The sequence below is a fragment of the Gordonia sp. Swx-4 genome (assembly GCF_030316175.1).
GTDB lineage: Bacteria > Actinomycetota > Actinomycetes > Mycobacteriales > Mycobacteriaceae > Gordonia > Gordonia alkanivorans.
This window is the reverse complement of sequence record NZ_CP128197.1, coordinates 3,841,123-3,858,168: the sequence shown is the minus strand read 5'-3', so window position 1 is coordinate 3,858,168 and position 17,046 is coordinate 3,841,123. Positions and strand designations below refer to the sequence as shown.

At 69.4% G+C, this 17,046-nt stretch carries 9 protein-coding genes and 4 pseudogenes; 1 reads left to right on the top strand and 12 read right to left on the bottom strand.

What is annotated here, in order from left to right; all coding sequences use genetic code 11:
* Positions 1-98: 98 nt before the first annotated feature.
* The 10 genes and pseudogenes from PWF70_RS17675 to PWF70_RS17630 all read right to left on the bottom strand — a co-directional run bounded on the left by PWF70_RS17675 (position 99) and on the right by PWF70_RS17630 (position 14,113).
* Positions 99-1,028: a helix-turn-helix domain-containing protein gene (locus PWF70_RS17675; RefSeq protein WP_286352699.1), complete on the bottom strand. Its 930-nt coding sequence runs from the start codon at positions 1,026-1,028 to the stop codon at positions 99-101.
* A 33-nt stretch (positions 1,029-1,061) separates the two neighbouring features.
* Entirely contained in the window at positions 1,062-4,172 is a 3,111-nt protein-coding gene (locus PWF70_RS17670) for a beta-phosphoglucomutase family hydrolase (RefSeq protein WP_286352698.1), read from the bottom strand.
* A gap of 178 nt (positions 4,173-4,350) precedes the next feature.
* Positions 4,351-5,148, bottom strand: a pseudogene (locus PWF70_RS17665) (DMT family transporter); the annotation flags it as partial.
* Between the two features lie 84 nt (positions 5,149-5,232).
* Positions 5,233-7,263 (bottom strand): copper-translocating P-type ATPase, encoded by a 2,031-nt coding sequence (locus tag PWF70_RS17660; protein ID WP_286352697.1) that lies wholly within the window; start codon positions 7,261-7,263, stop codon positions 5,233-5,235.
* A 202-nt stretch (positions 7,264-7,465) separates the two neighbouring features.
* Complete coding sequence (locus PWF70_RS17655) at positions 7,466-8,533, bottom strand: type II glyceraldehyde-3-phosphate dehydrogenase (protein ID WP_094452572.1); 1,068 nt, start codon at positions 8,531-8,533, stop codon at positions 7,466-7,468.
* Between the two features lie 163 nt (positions 8,534-8,696).
* On the bottom strand, positions 8,697-8,987 hold the full coding sequence (locus tag PWF70_RS17650) for a metal-sensitive transcriptional regulator (RefSeq protein ID WP_119076097.1): 291 nt from the start codon (positions 8,985-8,987) through the stop codon (positions 8,697-8,699).
* A gap of 63 nt (positions 8,988-9,050) precedes the next feature.
* On the bottom strand, positions 9,051-12,140 hold the full coding sequence (locus tag PWF70_RS17645) for a heavy metal translocating P-type ATPase (protein WP_286352696.1): 3,090 nt from the start codon (positions 12,138-12,140) through the stop codon (positions 9,051-9,053).
* A 3-nt stretch (positions 12,141-12,143) separates the two neighbouring features.
* Complete coding sequence (locus PWF70_RS17640; protein WP_094452566.1) at positions 12,144-12,371, bottom strand: heavy-metal-associated domain-containing protein; 228 nt, start codon at positions 12,369-12,371, stop codon at positions 12,144-12,146.
* 203 nt (positions 12,372-12,574) lie between these two features.
* Positions 12,575-13,414 (bottom strand): annotated as a pseudogene (locus tag PWF70_RS17635) (fructose bisphosphate aldolase).
* 252 nt (positions 13,415-13,666) lie between these two features.
* Positions 13,667-14,113, bottom strand: a pseudogene (locus PWF70_RS17630) (DUF305 domain-containing protein).
* A gap of 862 nt (positions 14,114-14,975) precedes the next feature.
* Here PWF70_RS17630 and PWF70_RS17625 point away from each other — a divergent pair.
* Entirely contained in the window at positions 14,976-15,242 is a 267-nt protein-coding gene (locus tag PWF70_RS17625) for a DUF2933 domain-containing protein (RefSeq protein ID WP_286352695.1), read from the top strand.
* On the opposite strand, the gene PWF70_RS17620 is transcribed toward PWF70_RS17625, so the two are convergent.
* On the bottom strand, positions 15,207-16,328 hold the full coding sequence (locus tag PWF70_RS17620; protein ID WP_242896772.1) for a sensor histidine kinase: 1,122 nt from the start codon (positions 16,326-16,328) through the stop codon (positions 15,207-15,209). The genes PWF70_RS17625 and PWF70_RS17620 overlap by 36 nt on opposite strands.
* Positions 16,325-17,030, bottom strand: a pseudogene (locus tag PWF70_RS17615) (response regulator). The gene PWF70_RS17620 and the pseudogene PWF70_RS17615 overlap by 4 nt, the downstream one beginning before the upstream one ends.
* Positions 17,031-17,046 lie beyond the last annotated feature (16 nt).

Below are 17,046 nucleotides of genomic sequence, written 5' to 3'. Positions count from 1 at the left end.
GTCCTTACCGGCCTACCAAACCGAAGTCCGGCCGTGGGCCGGGAGGGGCCGATGATGCCGATCCGCGTATCGAAGATGCGCTAACACGAATCACGCGGTCAGTCGGAAGTGCCCTGCCGGCTGCGGTGGCGGTACCGTATAGGGGTGAGCCCGACCGCTTGGCGGAACAGACGAGCGGCGTGGCCCCGGCTGTGCCAGCCGACCTGGGCCATCGCTTGCTCAACCGGCAGGTCGGTCTCGCGCAGCAGCCGGGCCAGGTGTTCGGCCCGCAGCGTGGTCAGGTACGTCATCGGGGTTTGACCGTAGGCCTCGACGAAGACCCGTCCGAGCTGGGACGGCGACAGATGCACCACGTCAGCCAGCGCGCTCAGCGTCCATGGTCGTGCCGGGTGCTCGCGCAACAAGTCAGCCGCAGTCCGGGCCTCGATTCGCAGGGGCGCCAGCCGCCGCAGTGCCGGGGTGCCGGGCCAGGTGGCCTTGCGCTGAGTCGGGGACCGGCGCACCGCCGTGGTCGCCACGAAGGGAGAGACCACGTCCAAGACGGCGAACAGCAGCGCCTGCATCCGGTAGAACCGCTCCGGGGCGGGCCCGTCGAGACTGAGCTGGCCGAGTTCGTCCAGCCACGGCATCAGGCACCCCACGCGATGCTCACCCAGCCGCAGCACTTGAGCGGGTTCGGCATACCGGGCGGCGAGAAAGTCCTTGGCCTCCAGACGGTCGGCCAGGATCGCGGCGTGCTGCCAGAACACCTGGTCCACCACGTAGTCCCGGTTCAGGTACAGCGTCGTGGTGGTGATCCAGTCCTCAGATTCGGCGCCACAGAGTGTGTTCGCCGCGAGAAGTACTGCATCCCCGAGCCGAATGGGACGTTCACCGAACTCGCTGAACAACCACGCCGACCCGGCCCGTACGAAGATCAGCTTCACGCAGTCATAGGCGATCGGATCACGCCGCTGGTGCACACATTCGGTCCGCGCCACCACCGGCGAGAAGCCCCGGTCAGATGGCGTGGTCGATGAGCCATGCACCCCGTCACCGCGCCCATCCATCCTGACGTCTCGCTAGTGGCTTTCCCTCGGCTGGAAGGTGACCGTGCCCCCGGCGGGGATTGCCACAGTCCGCGCGCCCTGGCGAACCAGCAGCTGGGAGTTGGTGGTGCCCGGGTCGGCATTGATGATGAGGCTGTGGTGGTCGAGGGTGACGCGCAGGTGTTGGCCGCGGTGCACGAGTCCGAAGCGCACCGAGCCTAGGGCCCGCGGGAGGTGGGGGTCGAAGACGACGGTGTCGCCGTCGGTGCGCAGTCCGGCGAAGGCACGGGTGACGATGTCGACGGTGGCGGCCATGGCGCCAAGGTGGATGCCCTCTCCGGTGGTGCCGCCCTGGGTGTCGTCGAGGTCGGCGACGAGCGCCTCCCGGAAGGTGGCCCAGGACCGCAGCGTGTCCATCTGGGCCAGCGCCGAGGCGTGCACGACCCGGCTGAGGGTGGAGCCGTGGGCGGTGCGGGCGAGGTAGTAGTCCACCGTGCGGGCGAGCAGGTTCTGGTCGGCTGGGTAGCCGAGTCGCCCCAGCGTGGCCATTAGCTCCGAGGGGCCCAGGAGGTAGAGCAGCATGATCACGTCGGCTTGTTTGGCGAGCCGGTACCGGTTGGTGGTGTCGCCCTCGGCTTCGAGGATCAGGTCCAGGCGGCCGATGTTGCCGTACCGGTCGCGGTAGGCGCCCCAGTCCAGCTCGGCGAGGTGCTCGTAGCCGGCGAACTGGGAGATCACGCCGTTGTGGAAGGGCACGGCCAGGCGCCGGGAGAGGTGCTCCCAGCGGGCGAGTTCGTCGGCGCGGATGCCCAGCCGTGCACGCAACTCGTCGCAGTCCTGGCCGTGGGTGACCCGAAGGGTGTCGAGCGCGCGGGTGCAGAGCCAGGCGGTGAGCACGTTGGTGTAGGCGTTGTCGACCAGGCCTTGCCCGGGGGCGTCGGGGTAGCTGTCGTGGTATTCATCGGGCCCCATCACGCCGGCGATGTGGAACCGGTCCTCGGTGCCGTCGTAGGTGGCCAGGGAGGTGAAGAACCTGGCTACCTCGATGATGAGGTCTGCTCCGCGGTGGGCGAGCCAGGCGGTGTCCCCGGTGGTTTGGTAGTACTGCCAGGCGTTGTAGGCCACGGCCAGCCCGACGTGGCGCTGGTGGCGGGAGTTGTCCGGCATCCACCGCCCGGAACGGGTGTTGAACAGCATGACCGGGGTTTCCTCCCGTCCGTCGCTGCCGCTCTGCCAGGGGAACATGGCTCCACGGTGGCCGGCGGCGGTGGCGGCGCGGCGGGCGGCGTCGAGTCGCCGGTGCCGGTAGTCCAGCAGTGTCCGGGACACCCACGGCTGGTGGGCGGTGAGTACGGGCAGGACGAACAACTCGTCCCAGAACACGTGCCCGCGGTAGCCCTCCCCGTGCAGGCCCCGCGCGGGCACCCCGGCGTCGACGCCGGCAGTGTGTCCTGAGAGCGACTGGAGCAGGTGGAAGACGTGCAGGTTCAGCACCAGCTGGGTCTGGGTGTCGGCGTCCAGGGTGACGCCGAAGCGGTCCCACAGCCGCGCCCAGGCGTTTTCGTGGGCGGGCAGCAGGTCGGTGAACCCGCCGCGCGCCCAGCCCAGTTCACCGGCTGCGGCCAGCGCGGGGGCGGCGATCGCCCGGTCTTTGGAGGTGAACATCGTGACCGTCTTGTCGACCGTCACCGGCACGCGGTCCCGGAGCGAGAACTGGAAGAGCTGGGCGTGCCGGTCTCCGACGAGTTCGGGCACGGGAGGTGCAGCGGCCGCGCCGGTGATGGTGGTGCGCGCTGCGGTGGCGATCCGGATCCGGCTCTGCGTGGTCTCCACTTCCACCAGCAGGGAGCCGTCGCCGAGAGTGTCGGCGCCCAGGACGCGCAGGTGACGGTTGGCCAGCGCCCGATACTCGGCCACGTTGGCGTTGACCACCCCGGCGTCGATGCCGGACCGGACGCTGACCGGGCCGCTCCAGCCCTGTGCCACCAGCGTGGTCTCCAGGGCGGCCAGGTGGGGGCGGGCCATGGACACCAGACGCCGCTGCGTCAGGTGCAGCCGCCGTCCGGCGGGGTCGGTGAGCACCGCGGTGCGGGTGAGCACCCCGCGGCGCAGGTCCAGCTCGCGGCGCTCGTCCATGACCGTCAGACCACCCTCGGACCACCACGGCCCGTCGCCGACGCGGAGGTCCAGGACCAGCCAGTTGGGGGCGTTGACGAGGTGCTCGTCCTCGACCTGCCGCCCGTGCACGGTGGTGACCAGCCGGTTGTACACCCCGGCCAGATACGTGCCCGGGTAGTGGACCCCGTCCGCGGCCCGCTCCGGCGCCGTCCCGCGGGTGCCGAGGTACCCGTTGCCCAGCGCGGTCAGCGCCTCCCGGTGGGTCCCGTGGGCCGGGTCGAACCCGGCATAGACCAGGGTCCAGGGGTCGGCGCGCAGCGCCCCGAGGTCCAGTTCGGAGACGTCGGTGACGACGATGCTGGCCCCGGCGGCCTCCAGGGCGGCACGATCACCGGCCCGGTCCACCCCGACCACCAGGTCGAACCCCCCGGCCCGGGCGCCACGGACCCCGGCGACGGCGTCCTCGACCACCGCCGCGCGGGCCGGGTCGACGCCGAGCCGTTCGGCCGCCCGCAGGAACATGGCGGGGTCAGGCTTGCCCGGCAGACCGAGTTCCTCGGCCTGCCGGCCGTCCACGACCACGTCGAAGAGCCCGTTCAGTCCGGTCGCGGCCAGCACCTGTTCGGCGTTGCGGCTGGCGGTCACCAGGCCCACCGGCACCCCACCGGCCCGCAGACGCTGCAGCAGGTCCACCGTGCCGGGGAACACCCGCACGCCCTGCTCGGCGAGCAGGTCGAGGTAGATCCGGTTCTTCCGTGCTGCGAGCCCGCGTACCGACCAGTCGTCGGCCGCCCCGCCATCAGCGCCCGGTTTGATCTCGATGCCGCGGGCGGCCAGAAAGGCGGCCACGCCGTCCTCGCGGGAGCGCCCGTCGACGTAGCGCCGGTAGTCCTCGGTGACGTCGAAGGGAGCGTACGGGCCGCCGTCCAGCCGGGGGTCGGCCAGCGCCTCGTCGAAGAGGCGCTTCCAGGCGGCAGCGTGCACGGTGGCGGTGTTGGTGACGACGCCGTCCAGGTCGAAAATCACCGCCTCCTGCGGGGGCGTGGCGCCTGCTGGTGCGGGCGGTCGACCCTGCTCGTGTGTCGTCGTCCGGGTCATCGCGCGCCTCCAGATCGGTAATGGGGATCAACCGGAGGGTCCGCCGCCGGCGCCGGATCGGTCGGTCGGTGTGGCGCTGGTGGGCCGGGCGCCGCAACACGATCCACGTGGCGGCCAGGACCACGACCAGACCCGCGGCGGTCCACCCAGTCGGGCGTTCGCCGAGCACCGCAAAACCGATCCCGATCCCGACGACCGGGGTGAGGAACGTCCAGGCGGTGAGTGTGTCAAGGCGCGAACGGCGCGCCTCCGCGAACCACGCCACCGTGGTGGCCGCCGTGCCGACCAGGGCGAGAAAGAGCAGGGCGAGCACGAACCGTGGGGTCCAGACGATCACTGCAGGTCCCTCCGCCACCGCAGCCACCACCGCCAGGGCGGCCCCGCCGACGAGCAGGTGCCATCCGGTGAACACCACGACATCGACTCCGCGCAGGCGCCGGGACAGCAGCGTCCCGGCGGTGACCGCCGCGGCGGACACCAGCGACAGCACGGCCCCGCTGCCCCCGCCGCCAGGGACCGCGACCAAAACCAGGCCGATGAAGCCCAGGCCCAGTGCGGCACTGGTGCGGGCCGACAGCTTCTCTCCGTACAGCCACCACGCGGGGACCAGGATGAGCAGGGGCTGAGCATTCGCGAACACCGCCGCGGTGCCGGTCGCACCGGTGTCGACGCCGGCGAACATCGCAGCGAACGCGACGGTCACGTTCACTAGTCCCAGCACCGTGATCCAGGCCCAGTCCCGTGCCGCTGCCGGTGCCGGGCGGCGTTGAGTAGCACCCAGCGCGACCAGCGCGGCACCCGCGAGCAGGGCCCGCAGCGCGGCGTACCACAGGACGGGCGCGTCCCGCAGGCCCCACTCGATCGCCACGAAGCACGCGCCCCAGGCTGCGGTGATCCAGATCATGCGGCCAGCGCGCGGTGGTCGCGGCGCTCCGGACTCCCGGCCGAGGGGGTCGCTGGCAACGACGGGGGTGACGGGGGTGGCCATCTACATCTCGACCCTTCTCAACAGCTGAGCGTTGAGGGAGACGACGATGGTGCTCGCCGACATGAGTACCGCACCCAGCGCTGGCGTCAGGAGAATTCCCCACCCGGCCAGTACCCCTGCTGCCAGTGGGATGGCCACGATGTTGTACCCGGCTGCCAGCCAGAGGTTCTGCATCATCTTTCGGTACGTGGCCCTGGACAATGTGACGATTCGAGGGATGTCGCGGGGATCGGACCGAACAAGCACGATGTGACCGGCTTCCACGGCGACGTCAGTTCCGGCGCCGATGGCGATCCCGAGGTCAGCGGTGGCCAGCGCCGGAGCGTCGTTCACTCCGTCGCCCACCATGGCCACCTTCCGGCCTTCCTGCTGCAGCTCGCGGATCTTTGAGGCCTTGTCCTCGGGCAGCACCTCGGCGAACACGGTGTCAATCTGCAGCTCCTCAGCCACCGCGTCGGCAACTGGCCACGAGTCGCCGGTGAGCATGGCCACCTCGATACCACGCTCGTGGAGCGCGCTGATTGCCTCACGGCTCTCTTCGCGGACGGCGTCCGCCACGACGAACACGCCCAGGGCCTTGCCGTCTTGAAGGAGGTAGATGGCCGCCTGACCCCGCTCGGAGGCCTGGGCCGCGGCCGCCCGCAGGGCCTCAGGCACGTGTGCCTCCTCGGCCTCGAGAAGACGGGGTCCACCCATGTGGTACTCCGCTCCGTCCACCGACGCCGCAACGCCCTTGCCGGTGATCGAGCGGAACCCCTCTGGGGAGGGAACGTCGATTCCACGGTCCTGCGCCGTGGTGACGATCCCCCGGGCGATGGGGTGTTGAGATTCCGCCTCGACACCGGCAGCGATCCGTAGGGCGTCCTCCTCCGTGACGCCATCCGCTACCGCCAGATTCACGACGCGAAACTCACCCAGGGTCAAGGTGCCGGTCTTGTCGAAGACCACCACGTTCAAGAGGCGGGCCTCTTCCAGGCCCCTTCGATCGCGCACCAGCAGCCCGTTCTGGGCACCGAGGGTGGTCGAGATCGCCACCACCAGCGGGACGGCCAGGCCCAGCGCGTGCGGGCAGGCGATCACGAGCACCGTGACCACGCGTACGATGGAGAAGTCGATAGGGGCCCCCAGGAGTTGCCACACGATCAGGGTCAAGACGCCGGCAACCAGGGCCACCGCGGTGAGCAGCTGAGCGGCACGGTCGGCCAGATGCTGGGCTCGGGACTTCGACCCCTGCGCCTCCGAGACCAGCCGCATGATTCCCGAGAGCATGGTGTTCGTTCCGGTCCCGGTCACCTCCACCCGCAGGGAACCCTCGCCATTGATCGTCCCGGCGAGGACGTCCTGCCCCTCGCTCTTCTTCACTGGGCGGGACTCCCCGGTGATCATCGCCTCATTGAGTTCGCTTGTTCCGCGTCGCACGACCCCGTCAGCGGGGATGCTCTCACCGGGTCGCACGAGCACCACGTCGCCGTCCTGCAACTCCGCCACGGCCACGGTCTCCTCGCCGCCGTCGGTGATGCGCGTCGCCAGGTCCGGCAGCAGCTTCGCCAACTCCTGAAGCGCGCCCTGGGCTTGGTCGATCGAACGCATCTCCACCCAGTGCCCGAGGAGCATGATGGTCACCAGGGTGGCCAGCTCCCACCACAGGGGCTCGGCATCGAGGAGCCCGAGCTGCACCACCCACGAGAACACAAACGCCACGCTGATGGACAGGGCGATCAGCGTCATCATGCCCGGGAGCCGGGCCCGCAGCTCGTGCCAGGCCCCCTGGACGAAGATCCATCCTCCGTAGATGAAGATCACGGTGCTCAGCACCGGAGGAATCCAGGTGGAACCCGCAAATTCTGGCGCCTGGTAGCCAAGCAGCTCTTGAATGTGCTCGGCCCAGAACACGACCGGCAGTGTCAGGACGAGTGCAACCCAGAACCGGTTGCGGAACATCTCCGGGGTGTGGCCTTCATGCTTGTCGTGCCCAGCATGATCATCCGGGCCAAGCTGCGGATCGTGCGCTGCATGCCCGGGGTGACTCACGACCTCGTCGTGCCCCGGAGCCGGGGCCTCGGTGAGCTGATTCCGCCCGCGTGATGCAGCGGGAGGTGCTGTCGGTGGATCTCGGTGCTCGCCGGCACGGTGCCCAGCGTTCCGACGGATGGACTCACCCGATCCGCGGTCCGCACCCCGGTGATGGCGCTTATTGGGGTCTGCCTCTGACATTGGTTATCTCCTCACTCGATCAGCCCTGCGCTGTCCGGCCCGACGGCAGACCTGCAGCGGCCAGGAACTCCTGCCGCATGCCGAGGACCTCGTCGGTCAGTCCGATGGAGGTGGCGGCGTCGCGGGCCGTGCTGGTCAGGGCGCGGATGGCGTCGATGGTCTCCGGGACGACGATGGCCTCGTTGTTGACCTGGTAGGTCAGGTAGGCCTCGTCGCCGTCGACGCTGAGGACGTCCTCCCACAGCGCGACCTCCCACATGTCCCCGCGGGGCCGGCCCAGGTCGCGCATGAGTTCCACGGTCGTGTTGAGCGCCGTCAGCCCGTCGGACATGCGGATGAACGCGATCCGCGGTGCCGACCGCAGGGCCTGGAGGACGTCCTCCCGGTCTGCTGGACGGGTCAGTTGCAGCGTCCAGAAGTGGTTGTGGGTCTGGGTGTGGGCGGCCTTGGCGGCGATGGTCACCACGTCCAACTCGGGCAGGACGGTCTTGGCGTCCGGTCCCTGGTGGGAGGGGATGGCGGCCTCGGGCACCATTGTGTTCATGATCCCGCCCTCGTGGGACTCGCTGGGGTCGGTGGCCCGGCGGATCAGCACCCCGCGGGCCCGGGCCAGCAGCCCGGCATCCTGCAGGGCGCCGAGGACGCGCACGATGCTGGTGGTGTTGCAGGAGACCACCCGGGTCATGTCCCGGCCCAGCGCGCTGGCGTAGTTGGCCTGGGCGACGAAGGAGTGCCCCGTCGTGGTGTGGGACTCCCCGCCCTGCAGCACCACCTTGACCCCGGCGGCCTGGTAGGTGGGCAGGTTGGTGGCAGCAACTCGCTTTGGCGTGGTGTCGACAACGACGTCGACCTGGTCAAGCAGGTCGGTCAGGGTGCCGGCCACCGGCACGCCGGCCTCGCGCATCGCTGTGCCAGCCGTCTCGGTGGCGGCATACACCGTGATGCCGAGTTCGGCGGCGGTGCGGATGCGCCAATCGGGGGCCACATCGGCGACCCCGACCAACTCCATGTCCGGCATCGAGCGCACCGCGTCGGCGACACGTTTGCCAATCACGCCGTAACCGTTGACGGCAACCTGAACGTTCATTGTGACCTCCCGGTCGACTGCTTGGTCGTGTTCTCTGTTCTTGATCTGTGGATGGCGGGGCGAACCGGCGGCGGGGGATGCACATACGTCGTTCGCGTGCGGGTCCGGTGCGAGGCAGTGGGTCGGGGTCGGTCACTCCTGTCGCCTCGCCGGAGCAACTCGGCTAGCTGCGCACCAGGCGGGCGATGGCGGCGGAGGCTTCCTTGAGCTTGGTGTCCTGTCCCGGGCCGCCGGTGCGGGCGGCGTCGACCACGCAGTGACTCATGTGTTCCTCCAGCAGGGCCAGCGCCACCCCCTGCAGGGCCCGGTTGACGGCCGAGACCTGGGTGAGGACGTCGATGCAGTACTTGTCCTGCTCGACCATGCGCGCGATGCCACGGACCTGACCCTCGATCCGCGCTAGCCGCACGAGCACGTCGTCTTTCGGGTCCCGCACGGCTTGGATGGTTGTCATTGGCCTGTCTTCCTTTCTCCGGGGGCACCCGCATGCGTGCGAGTGCCCCCGCGCGAAGCTGGGTCAGGGCGTCCCCGCTCCGGTGTACGCGGCTGGGTCGGCAGTGAACGTCTGCGCGCAGTGGCTGGAGCAGAAGTAGTAGGTCTGTCCCTCGTGTTCGGTGCTCGACGCCGCCGCTGACGGTTCGAAACTCATCCCGCAGACGGGATCGGTGACCGTCGTGGACTTCTGGGACATGATTTTCTCCTTCTCTTCGGGGGTGTTCTCTTCGTCGGGCCCGTGCCCGACCTCCACCACCGGGTCGGTGGCGGGGACCTGCGTCACCTCGGGGATCGGCTTGGGGGTGAAGGCGCGCAGCCGGTTGGCGTTGGTCACCACCGACAGGGAGGACAGGGCCATCGCGGCCGCGGCGATCATCGGGCTGAGCATCCAGCCCAGCGTCGGGTAGAGCACCCCGGCGGCGATCGGGATGCCCAGGCCGTTGTAGATAAAGGCAAAGACCAGGTTCTGGCGGATGTTGCGCATCGTGGCCCGGGACAAGTCCACCGCGGTGACCAGACCGGACAGCGACCCGGAGATCAGGGTGATGTCGGAGGATTCGATCGCCACGTCGGTGCCGGTGCCGATCGCGGAGCCGACGTCGGCCTGGGCCAGGGCGGGAGCGTCGTTGATGCCGTCTCCGACCATCCCCACCACCCGGCCCTCGGCCTGCAGGCGCTGGACCTCGGCGGCCTTGTGTTCCGGCATGACCTCGGCGACCACCCGGCTGATGCCGACCTGGCGGGCGATCGCGGCGGCGGTGGCCCGGTTGTCGCCGGTCATCATCACCACGTCGATGCCGCGGGCCTGCAGCGCGGCCACGGCAGCCGCGGAGCCGTCTTTGACGGTGTCGGCCACGCCGATGACCCCGGCGAAACGGCCGTCGATCGCCGCGAACATCGGCGTTTTGCCGTCCGCCGCCAGGCGGTCGGCCGCGGCCGCCTCGACCCGCACGCCGGCGCCCTCCAGCAGGCGCCGGTTTCCGACGGCGACCTCACGACCCTTGACCAGGGCGCGCACGCCCTGCCCGGTGACCGAGTCGAAGGCGGTGGCCGCCGGCAGGTCCAGGCCGCGTTCGGTCGCGCCGGCGACGATCGCCGAGGCCAGCGGATGCTCGGAGGAGCGCTCTACCGCCGCCACCAGGCGGAGCAGCTCCGCCTCGCTGAAGCCCTCGGCCGGTAGGACGTCGGTCAGCGTGGGGGCGCCTTGGGTGATCGTGCCGGTCTTGTCCAACACCACCGTGTCCAGCTTATGCGCGGTCTCCAGCGCCTCGGCGGAGCGGATGAGGATGCCGTGCGTGGCGCCCTTGCCGGTGCCGACGGTGATCGACAACGGGGTGGCCAGCCCGAGTGCGCACGGGCAGGCGATGATCAATACCGACACGGCCGCGACCAGGGCGAACACCAGTGCCGGCGCTGGCCCGACCAGCGCCCAGACCACGAAGGTCCAGATCGCGATGGCGATGACCGCCGGGACGAAGTAGCTGGACACCTTGTCCACCAGGCGCTGGATCGGGGCCTTGGAGCCCTGCGCCTCCTGGACCAGTCTGATGATCTGGGCGAGCATCGTGTCCGCCCCGACCTTGGTGGCGGTGTACCGGAACGCGCCGGTCTGGTTGATCGTGGCCCCGATCACCGTGTCCCCGACCGTCTTGGTCACCGGGATCGGTTCCCCGGTCACCATCGACTCATCCACCGCCGAGCTGCCCTCCGCCACCTCGCCGTCGACGGGCAGCTTCTCGCCGGGACGGACCACGACCACGTCGCCGACGAGGACGTCCTCAAGCCCGATCTCGAACTCTTCCCCGCGGCGGACCACCCGCGCGGTGCGCGGCTGCAGCCCGATCAGGGCCCGGATCGCCTCTCCGGTGCCGGCCTTGGCCTTGGTCTCCAACCAGCGGCCCAGCAGGATCAAGGTCAGGATCACCCCGACCGCCTCGTAGTACACCTCGCGGGCCTCGACGGGTACCGCGCCGGGGGCGAAGGTCACCACCAGGCTGTACCCGTAGGCCGCGATCGTGCCGAGAGTGATCAGGGAGTTCATGTCCGCGGTGCGGTGTGACAGCGCCAGCCATCCGGTCTTGTGGATCGGCCAGCCGGTATAGACAAACACTGGGGTGATCAGCGCCAGCTGCACCCACGAGTTCAGCAACGCCTCGGGCACCCAGGTCGCCGCAAAGAACTCGTGGACCATCACCGCCAGCAGCACCGGCAGCGTCAAGACGGTGCCGACGATGACCCGGAGACGCAGATCCCTGATCTCCGCGGCCCGTTCCCGCACCTCGGCGTCCTCGCCCGGCGAAGTGCGCGTAGCGCGGTCACCGGTTCCGCTGTGCCGGGCATCACCGTGGTCCCGGTCGTCGTGGTTACCGACGTCGATGGCCCCGTGCAGCATGTCCATCCCGCAGGTGACCTCGTGGCGGCCCTCCGGCAGGGCCGGCAGCTCGACAGTGGTCGTTGCGAAGGCGGGCACCTCCACGTCCACCCCGAGGGCGGGGACCACGAACCGTTCCGAGCACGCCGCCTGCTCTTGGCGGGTCAGCTCCAGCCGGGTGGGCATACCGGGGGCGAGCCGCACGGTGTCGGGGTGGTAGCCGCCGCGGATCGTGACCTGCGCCACCTGCACTCCGTCATCGACCCGGACACCGGGCGCTGGCTCGGTCGGCACGTCGGTAACCGGCCGGGGTTGGTCGGCCACCGCGACGGCCGTCTCGGTCGGGATCATCGTGGTAGGTCCGGGCCGGTCCACCACGCGCACGCGCCCGTGCAGCATGTTCATCCCGCAGGCGAAGGTGTACTCCCCGGGCACCTCGGGTAGGAACTGCACCGCCGTCTGGGCGTTCGCGGGCAGCGTCTGATTGATCTTGAAGTCGGGGAAGACCACCCGCGAGGAGCACTCGCCGCTCTCCTGGCGGTCGAACACCAGCCGCACCGGCACTCCCGGCTGGACCTCGATCAGGTCCGGGCTGTAGCCGCCCTTGACGGTGACGGTCACTTCCTGGACACCATCGGCCACCTCGGCCCGGCGGGACTTCTTCGGCCCGAAGAAGTACCAGCCCAGTAGCACCGTCACCGCCAGCGCCACACCCACCACCAGCCAGTCGTTGAGATTCACCGCTCACACCTCCGACTCACGCACTGTCACGGTGAAGCCCCCGGCTCGCAGCGCCCCGCGCACACCCTCGATGTCCGGGGCAGGGGCGCCGACCACGGTCAGGGAGTACGCGTCCGCGGTGCGGTCCATCGTCGCCTCGTCGACACCCGCGAGGTCGAGGACCTTCCCGAGCACCTCGCCGATGCAGGCCCCGCACGTCAGGCCCTCGACCTCATACGTCGCCGTGCTCATCCGCCGTCTCCTTCCGCAACCCGATACCGGTAGGTGGTATCGCTCTTCCATGTAACGGCGGGTGGGGTGGGGTTTTGGCTGTGAAACAGTCAAGATTCGATGAAGACGCCGTCGTGCCCGGGCGGACGCGCGAGGCGCGGCGATGATGCTGGACCTTCTCCCGCGGTTGCTCCACCCCGGCGCTCGTCCCGCCGCGGCTGCGGTCAGGTGCGCGATGCGTCGGCGATCGATTCGATCGCCTCGTCCAGAACGGCGTCGAAATTCTTCGTCGGTCTGGTCGATGGCCAGGCCCTCGGTCAGCGCGCGGGAAAAGCTGGCGATCACCCCGTGATTTCGAGCCAGTCGGGCAGTGGCCTGGGCCCGGGTGTAGCCGCCGGACAGCGCCAGCACGCGAACCACCTGCGGATGGGCGACGAACTCCTGGTAGAAGTCGTCGACCTCAGGCAGGGTCAGCTTCAGGATGACTGCCTGGTCCTGGTCCAGCCGGTCCAGTTCGGCGCGGATACCCGTGCGGAGCTGCCTTTCCGCCTCGGTCTTGCGGGGGCTGTGGATGTCCACCTCGGGCTCGACGATGGAAACCAGGCCGGCACGCAGGATCTGCCGGGCGAGGGTGAACTGCTGGGCGACGACCTGGGTCAGGCTGGCACCGGGGAGACGGATGAACGAGCGCATCTTGGTGCCGAAGCATCTGCTCGCAGCGGCGCGGGTCAGCAGGGCGTCCAGGTCGGGGATCGGCTTCATGAGTTGGGCGCCGTCGGTCTCGGCGGCCAGGCCCCGATCGATCTTGAGGAACGGGACGATGCCCTTGACCGTCCACAGGTACTCAGCTGTCCGGACTCCCTCGATGTCCCGGTCCATGGTGTCCTCGAACAGGATGGCCCCGATCACGCGGTCGCCGTCGAAAGCCGGGCTTGTGATGATCCGGGTGCGCATCTGGTGCACCAGGTCGAACATCTGCTGGTGGCCGGTGTAGGCGTCCTCGCCAATTCCGTACAGTCCCAGCGCCTTCGGCGTGCTGCCCCGCTCTGATCCAGGGCTGCCACGAATCAGGTGCCGGTCCTGAGTCTTTCGGCCTGATCCATGTCCATACGTCAGTTCCTCGTGTTTCTCCTCTTCGTTCGGCGAATCGGTTCCCGCAATTCGCTCGCTGTCGATGGCCAGCCACAGGAAGTTCACAGGAAGTGCCCCTGCGCGTTGAAGGTCACCGAACTTGACGATGCCGCCGCCTCGCGCGGTGGGCGGTGGCCCGCCTTGGGTTTGTGGGGGAGGGGCGGACCGCCGCCAGCCGAGGGCGGTCACAGGGTCTGGTGCAGCTGCTCCATCTCGGCGATCTCAGCCTGCTGGTCGTCGATGATCTTCTGTGCGAGTTCGCGCGCCTGTGCGTTCTGCCCGTCGGTGAGTTCGTCCTCGGCCATGGTTACGGCGCCCTCGTGGTGGGCGATCATCAACTCCAGAAACCGCCGGTCGAACTCGGTCCCGGATAGTCCTTCGAGTTCGGCCATGGCTTCCTCCTGGCTCATCCCATCCATGTCCATGCCGCCGTGACCTTCCATGTCGTCCATCGGCGTGGTGCTCTCACCCCAGGCTTCCAGCTAGGAGGTCATCTGCTCGATCTCTGGCCCCTGGGCGGCGGAAATGCCCTCGGCCAAGGTCCGGACCTCCTCCGAGGCGGCCCGATTCACGGCCAGGTCGGCCATCTCGATGGCGCCCTCGTGGTGGACGATCATCATCTGCGCGAACATCGTGTCGGCGCCATTGTGGGCCTGATCGATCTCCCCCTCACCGGCCGGCCCGCTGGTCTGCGTCCCACCCGGGTCCTGGGTCACGGTGTCGGGCCCGGTCGGGTCAGCCTGGTCCTGCGGACTGCCGCAGGCGGCCAAGGTCAGGGCGAGGGCAAGCGCGCTGGCACCAGCGGCTAAGCGGGAGGTGATCTTCACGGGGAACTGCTCCTAAAGACGGTGACGTAGGGTTCCCTGCGAGTGAAGCAAGAACACGGGAACTGCCACCAGCCGGGCGGCCGATCTTCATCACCTCTTCATCGAATCCGGTCGAGACCTTCATGGCGCGCGCGATCGAAGGGCCCGCCGCGTGACCCGCCCACCGTGGGTGCACCGGCCAGCTGACCACCAGTGAGCATTCGCGACCGAACCCGGAAGATCACCGCGAACCAAGCCAGGTCGTGCGCCATCTCGGCCGGGGTCGTGGAGCATCGCTCGCGTGGGCCCGAAAAGATCCTGGACCTCCGGGGAAATCCAGGACCAGTGGCGAGCCGCGCCTCATGCAGCAGTCTTCGGCGGGGGCAGGAGGGGCAACGAGGCGCTGTCGGTCGCGCGTGGACTCGATTCCGTCCTGATTCGCCCAGCGGACATCGGGCAGGCCTCCACCGAGGCGGAGGCTGGCTGGAGGCTTCAGGGTTTCTTCGTCATTCCTCTACCCGAAGCACAAGCGACGTGCCCGAAGGTGGGATTGAACGAGGAGCAGCGGACATGGCACCCACCATCTGGTTGACGCTCACGGCGGTCGTCCTGCTCTATGTCACCCTCGGCATCTGGGCCGTGGCGACGATCTTCCCCGTCCGCGCCGACGATCAAGGAGAAGCATCCCATGCACACCAACCATCGTTCGCACCTGCTCAGCATGCTAGGGATCGCTGCGCTGGTCGTGTTGGCCCTGCTCGCCGCAGGCCGCTCGCTCGGTGAAGCGCTTCCACTGGCTGCCCTGCTCGCCTGCCCGCTGATGATGATCGGCATGATGTTCATGGGCCACGGCGCCCATGGTCACCCGCACCGGGGCGCCGATGCCCCACCGCCGGCCGAGCATCCCTCGGCAGACCGCTCACCCGGCGGCGGTAGCGAAGCCGTCCGCCGGTAGCGTCACGGTGAACGTGGCGCCCTGGCCTGGTCCCGCGCTGGTGGCGTTGACTGTTCCGCCGTGGGCGCGGACGATGGCGTCGACGACCGCGAGCCCGATCCCGGACCCGCCGTGGGCGCGGTCCCGGGCCGTGTCGGCCCGGTAGAACCGGTCGAACAGGCGGGGGAGGTGTTCAGCCGTGATGCCCTCTCCGTCGTCGGCCACCCGGAGCAGGACCGCCGGCCCCTGTCGTTCCGCGCTCAGCTCCACTCGTCCGCCAGCCGGGGTGTGCCGCAAGGCGTTGTCCAACAGGTTGGTCAGCACCTGCGCGAGCCGGTCGGGGTCGGCGTCCACCCGGGCTTGTGCCGCTGCGGCCGAGACCGCCCGTTCCAGGCGGACGCCACGCTCCAGGTAGCGCGCCTGCGCCTCGGCGTGCGCCGCGGCGAGCAGGGCGGTGACGGTGACCTCCCGGCGGTGCATCGTCAGCCCGCCCTCCTCTGCCGTGGTCACCAGCGCGATGTCTTCCCCGAGCCGGGACAAGCGGGCGACCTGGTCCCGCAGCAGCGTGATCGTCTCTTCGTCGGCGCCGCGCACCCCGTCCAGGATGGCTTCGAGGTAACCGTCGAGGGTGGCCAGCGGGGTGCGCATCTCGTGAGCGAGGTCCCCCAGCATCCGGGTGCGGGTTGTCTCGACCTCCGCCAGGTCCGTCGCCATGGTGTTGAACGCCTCGGCCAGGTCGTCGAACTCCCGGCCCAGCCCTACCCGGGGCACGCGAGCGGAATGATCGCCGGCTGCCACGCGGTGGGCGGCGTCGGTGGCCGCCACCAGAGAGCCGTTGACCCGCCGAGCCAGGAACAGGCTCACCACGACAGAGGCGACTAGGGCGGCGAGCAACGCCCCGGCCAAGGAGAGTGCCGAGGCGGACTGGAAGGCCTCCCCGGCGTGTTGGACCACGCCGGGCTCACTTGCCTGGCCCTGGATCATGTGGTCATGGAAGATGGCGGGGCCGACGGCGGCCACGACCACCCAGGCGGTCGCCCAGCCCACGAACACGACAACCGCCGTGGCTGCGAGCAGGCGCGCAGCCAGTCCCGACAGCCGTGTCATTCGCCGCTGCCCATCCGGTACCCCACCCCGCGGACGGTCTTGATGAAGATCGGGGTGGTGGGATCGTCGCCGAGCTTGCGCCGCAGATGCCCGATGTGCACGTCGACCAGGTGTTCATCACCCACCCAGCCCTCACCCCAGACCGCCTCGATGAGTTGGCGCCGGGTGAAAACCATCCGCGGTCGGGCCGCCAGCGCGGCCAGCATGTCGAACTCCGTGCGCGTCAGTTCCACCGGCTCTGCGTGCAGGTGGACCTCGCGGCCGGCAGCGTCCACCGTCAGGGCACCGAACCGTCTCGTCTGCGCATCCGGGTCAAGGCTCGAACGCGGGCGGCGCAGCATGGCCCGCACCCGGGCGAGGAGTTCACGCGGGCTGAACGGCTTGGTGACATAGTCGTCGGCGCCCACCGACAGGCCGATGAGCTTGTCGACCTCTTCCACCCGCGCTGTGAGCATGACGATGTAGCAAGTCCGAGAAGGTGCGCACCGTGCGGCAGACCTCGACCCCGTCGATCCCGGGCAGACCGAGGTCGAGGACGATCACGCCCGGGTCAAGCTGCCGAGTCAGGTTGATCGCCTCGCGACCGCTGCCCGTCGTCTCGACCTCGAACCCGTCGCGCTCGAAGTAACTCGCCACCAATCTCGCCAACGGCTCCTCGTCGTCCACGACGAGCACGCGCGGCAGGCCATCCATCGAAATCATGCCCCTATTCTCCCAA

What these genes read in the sequence shown, in the direction of transcription:
- PWF70_RS17655 (WP_094452572.1), bottom strand. Translation starts at nt 8,533, where the DNA reads ATGAACGTTCAGGTTGCCGTCAACGGTTACGGCGTGATTGGCAAACGT.
- PWF70_RS17650 (WP_119076097.1), bottom strand. Translation starts at nt 8,987, where the DNA reads ATGACAACCATCCAAGCCGTGCGGGACCCGAAAGACGACGTGCTCGTG.
- PWF70_RS17640 (WP_094452566.1), bottom strand. Translation starts at nt 12,371, where the DNA reads ATGAGCACGGCGACGTATGAGGTCGAGGGCCTGACGTGCGGGGCCTGC.
- PWF70_RS17625 (WP_286352695.1), top strand. Translation starts at nt 14,976, where the DNA reads ATGCACACCAACCATCGTTCGCACCTGCTCAGCATGCTAGGGATCGCT.
- PWF70_RS17620 (WP_242896772.1), bottom strand. Translation starts at nt 16,328, where the DNA reads ATGACACGGCTGTCGGGACTGGCTGCGCGCCTGCTCGCAGCCACGGCG.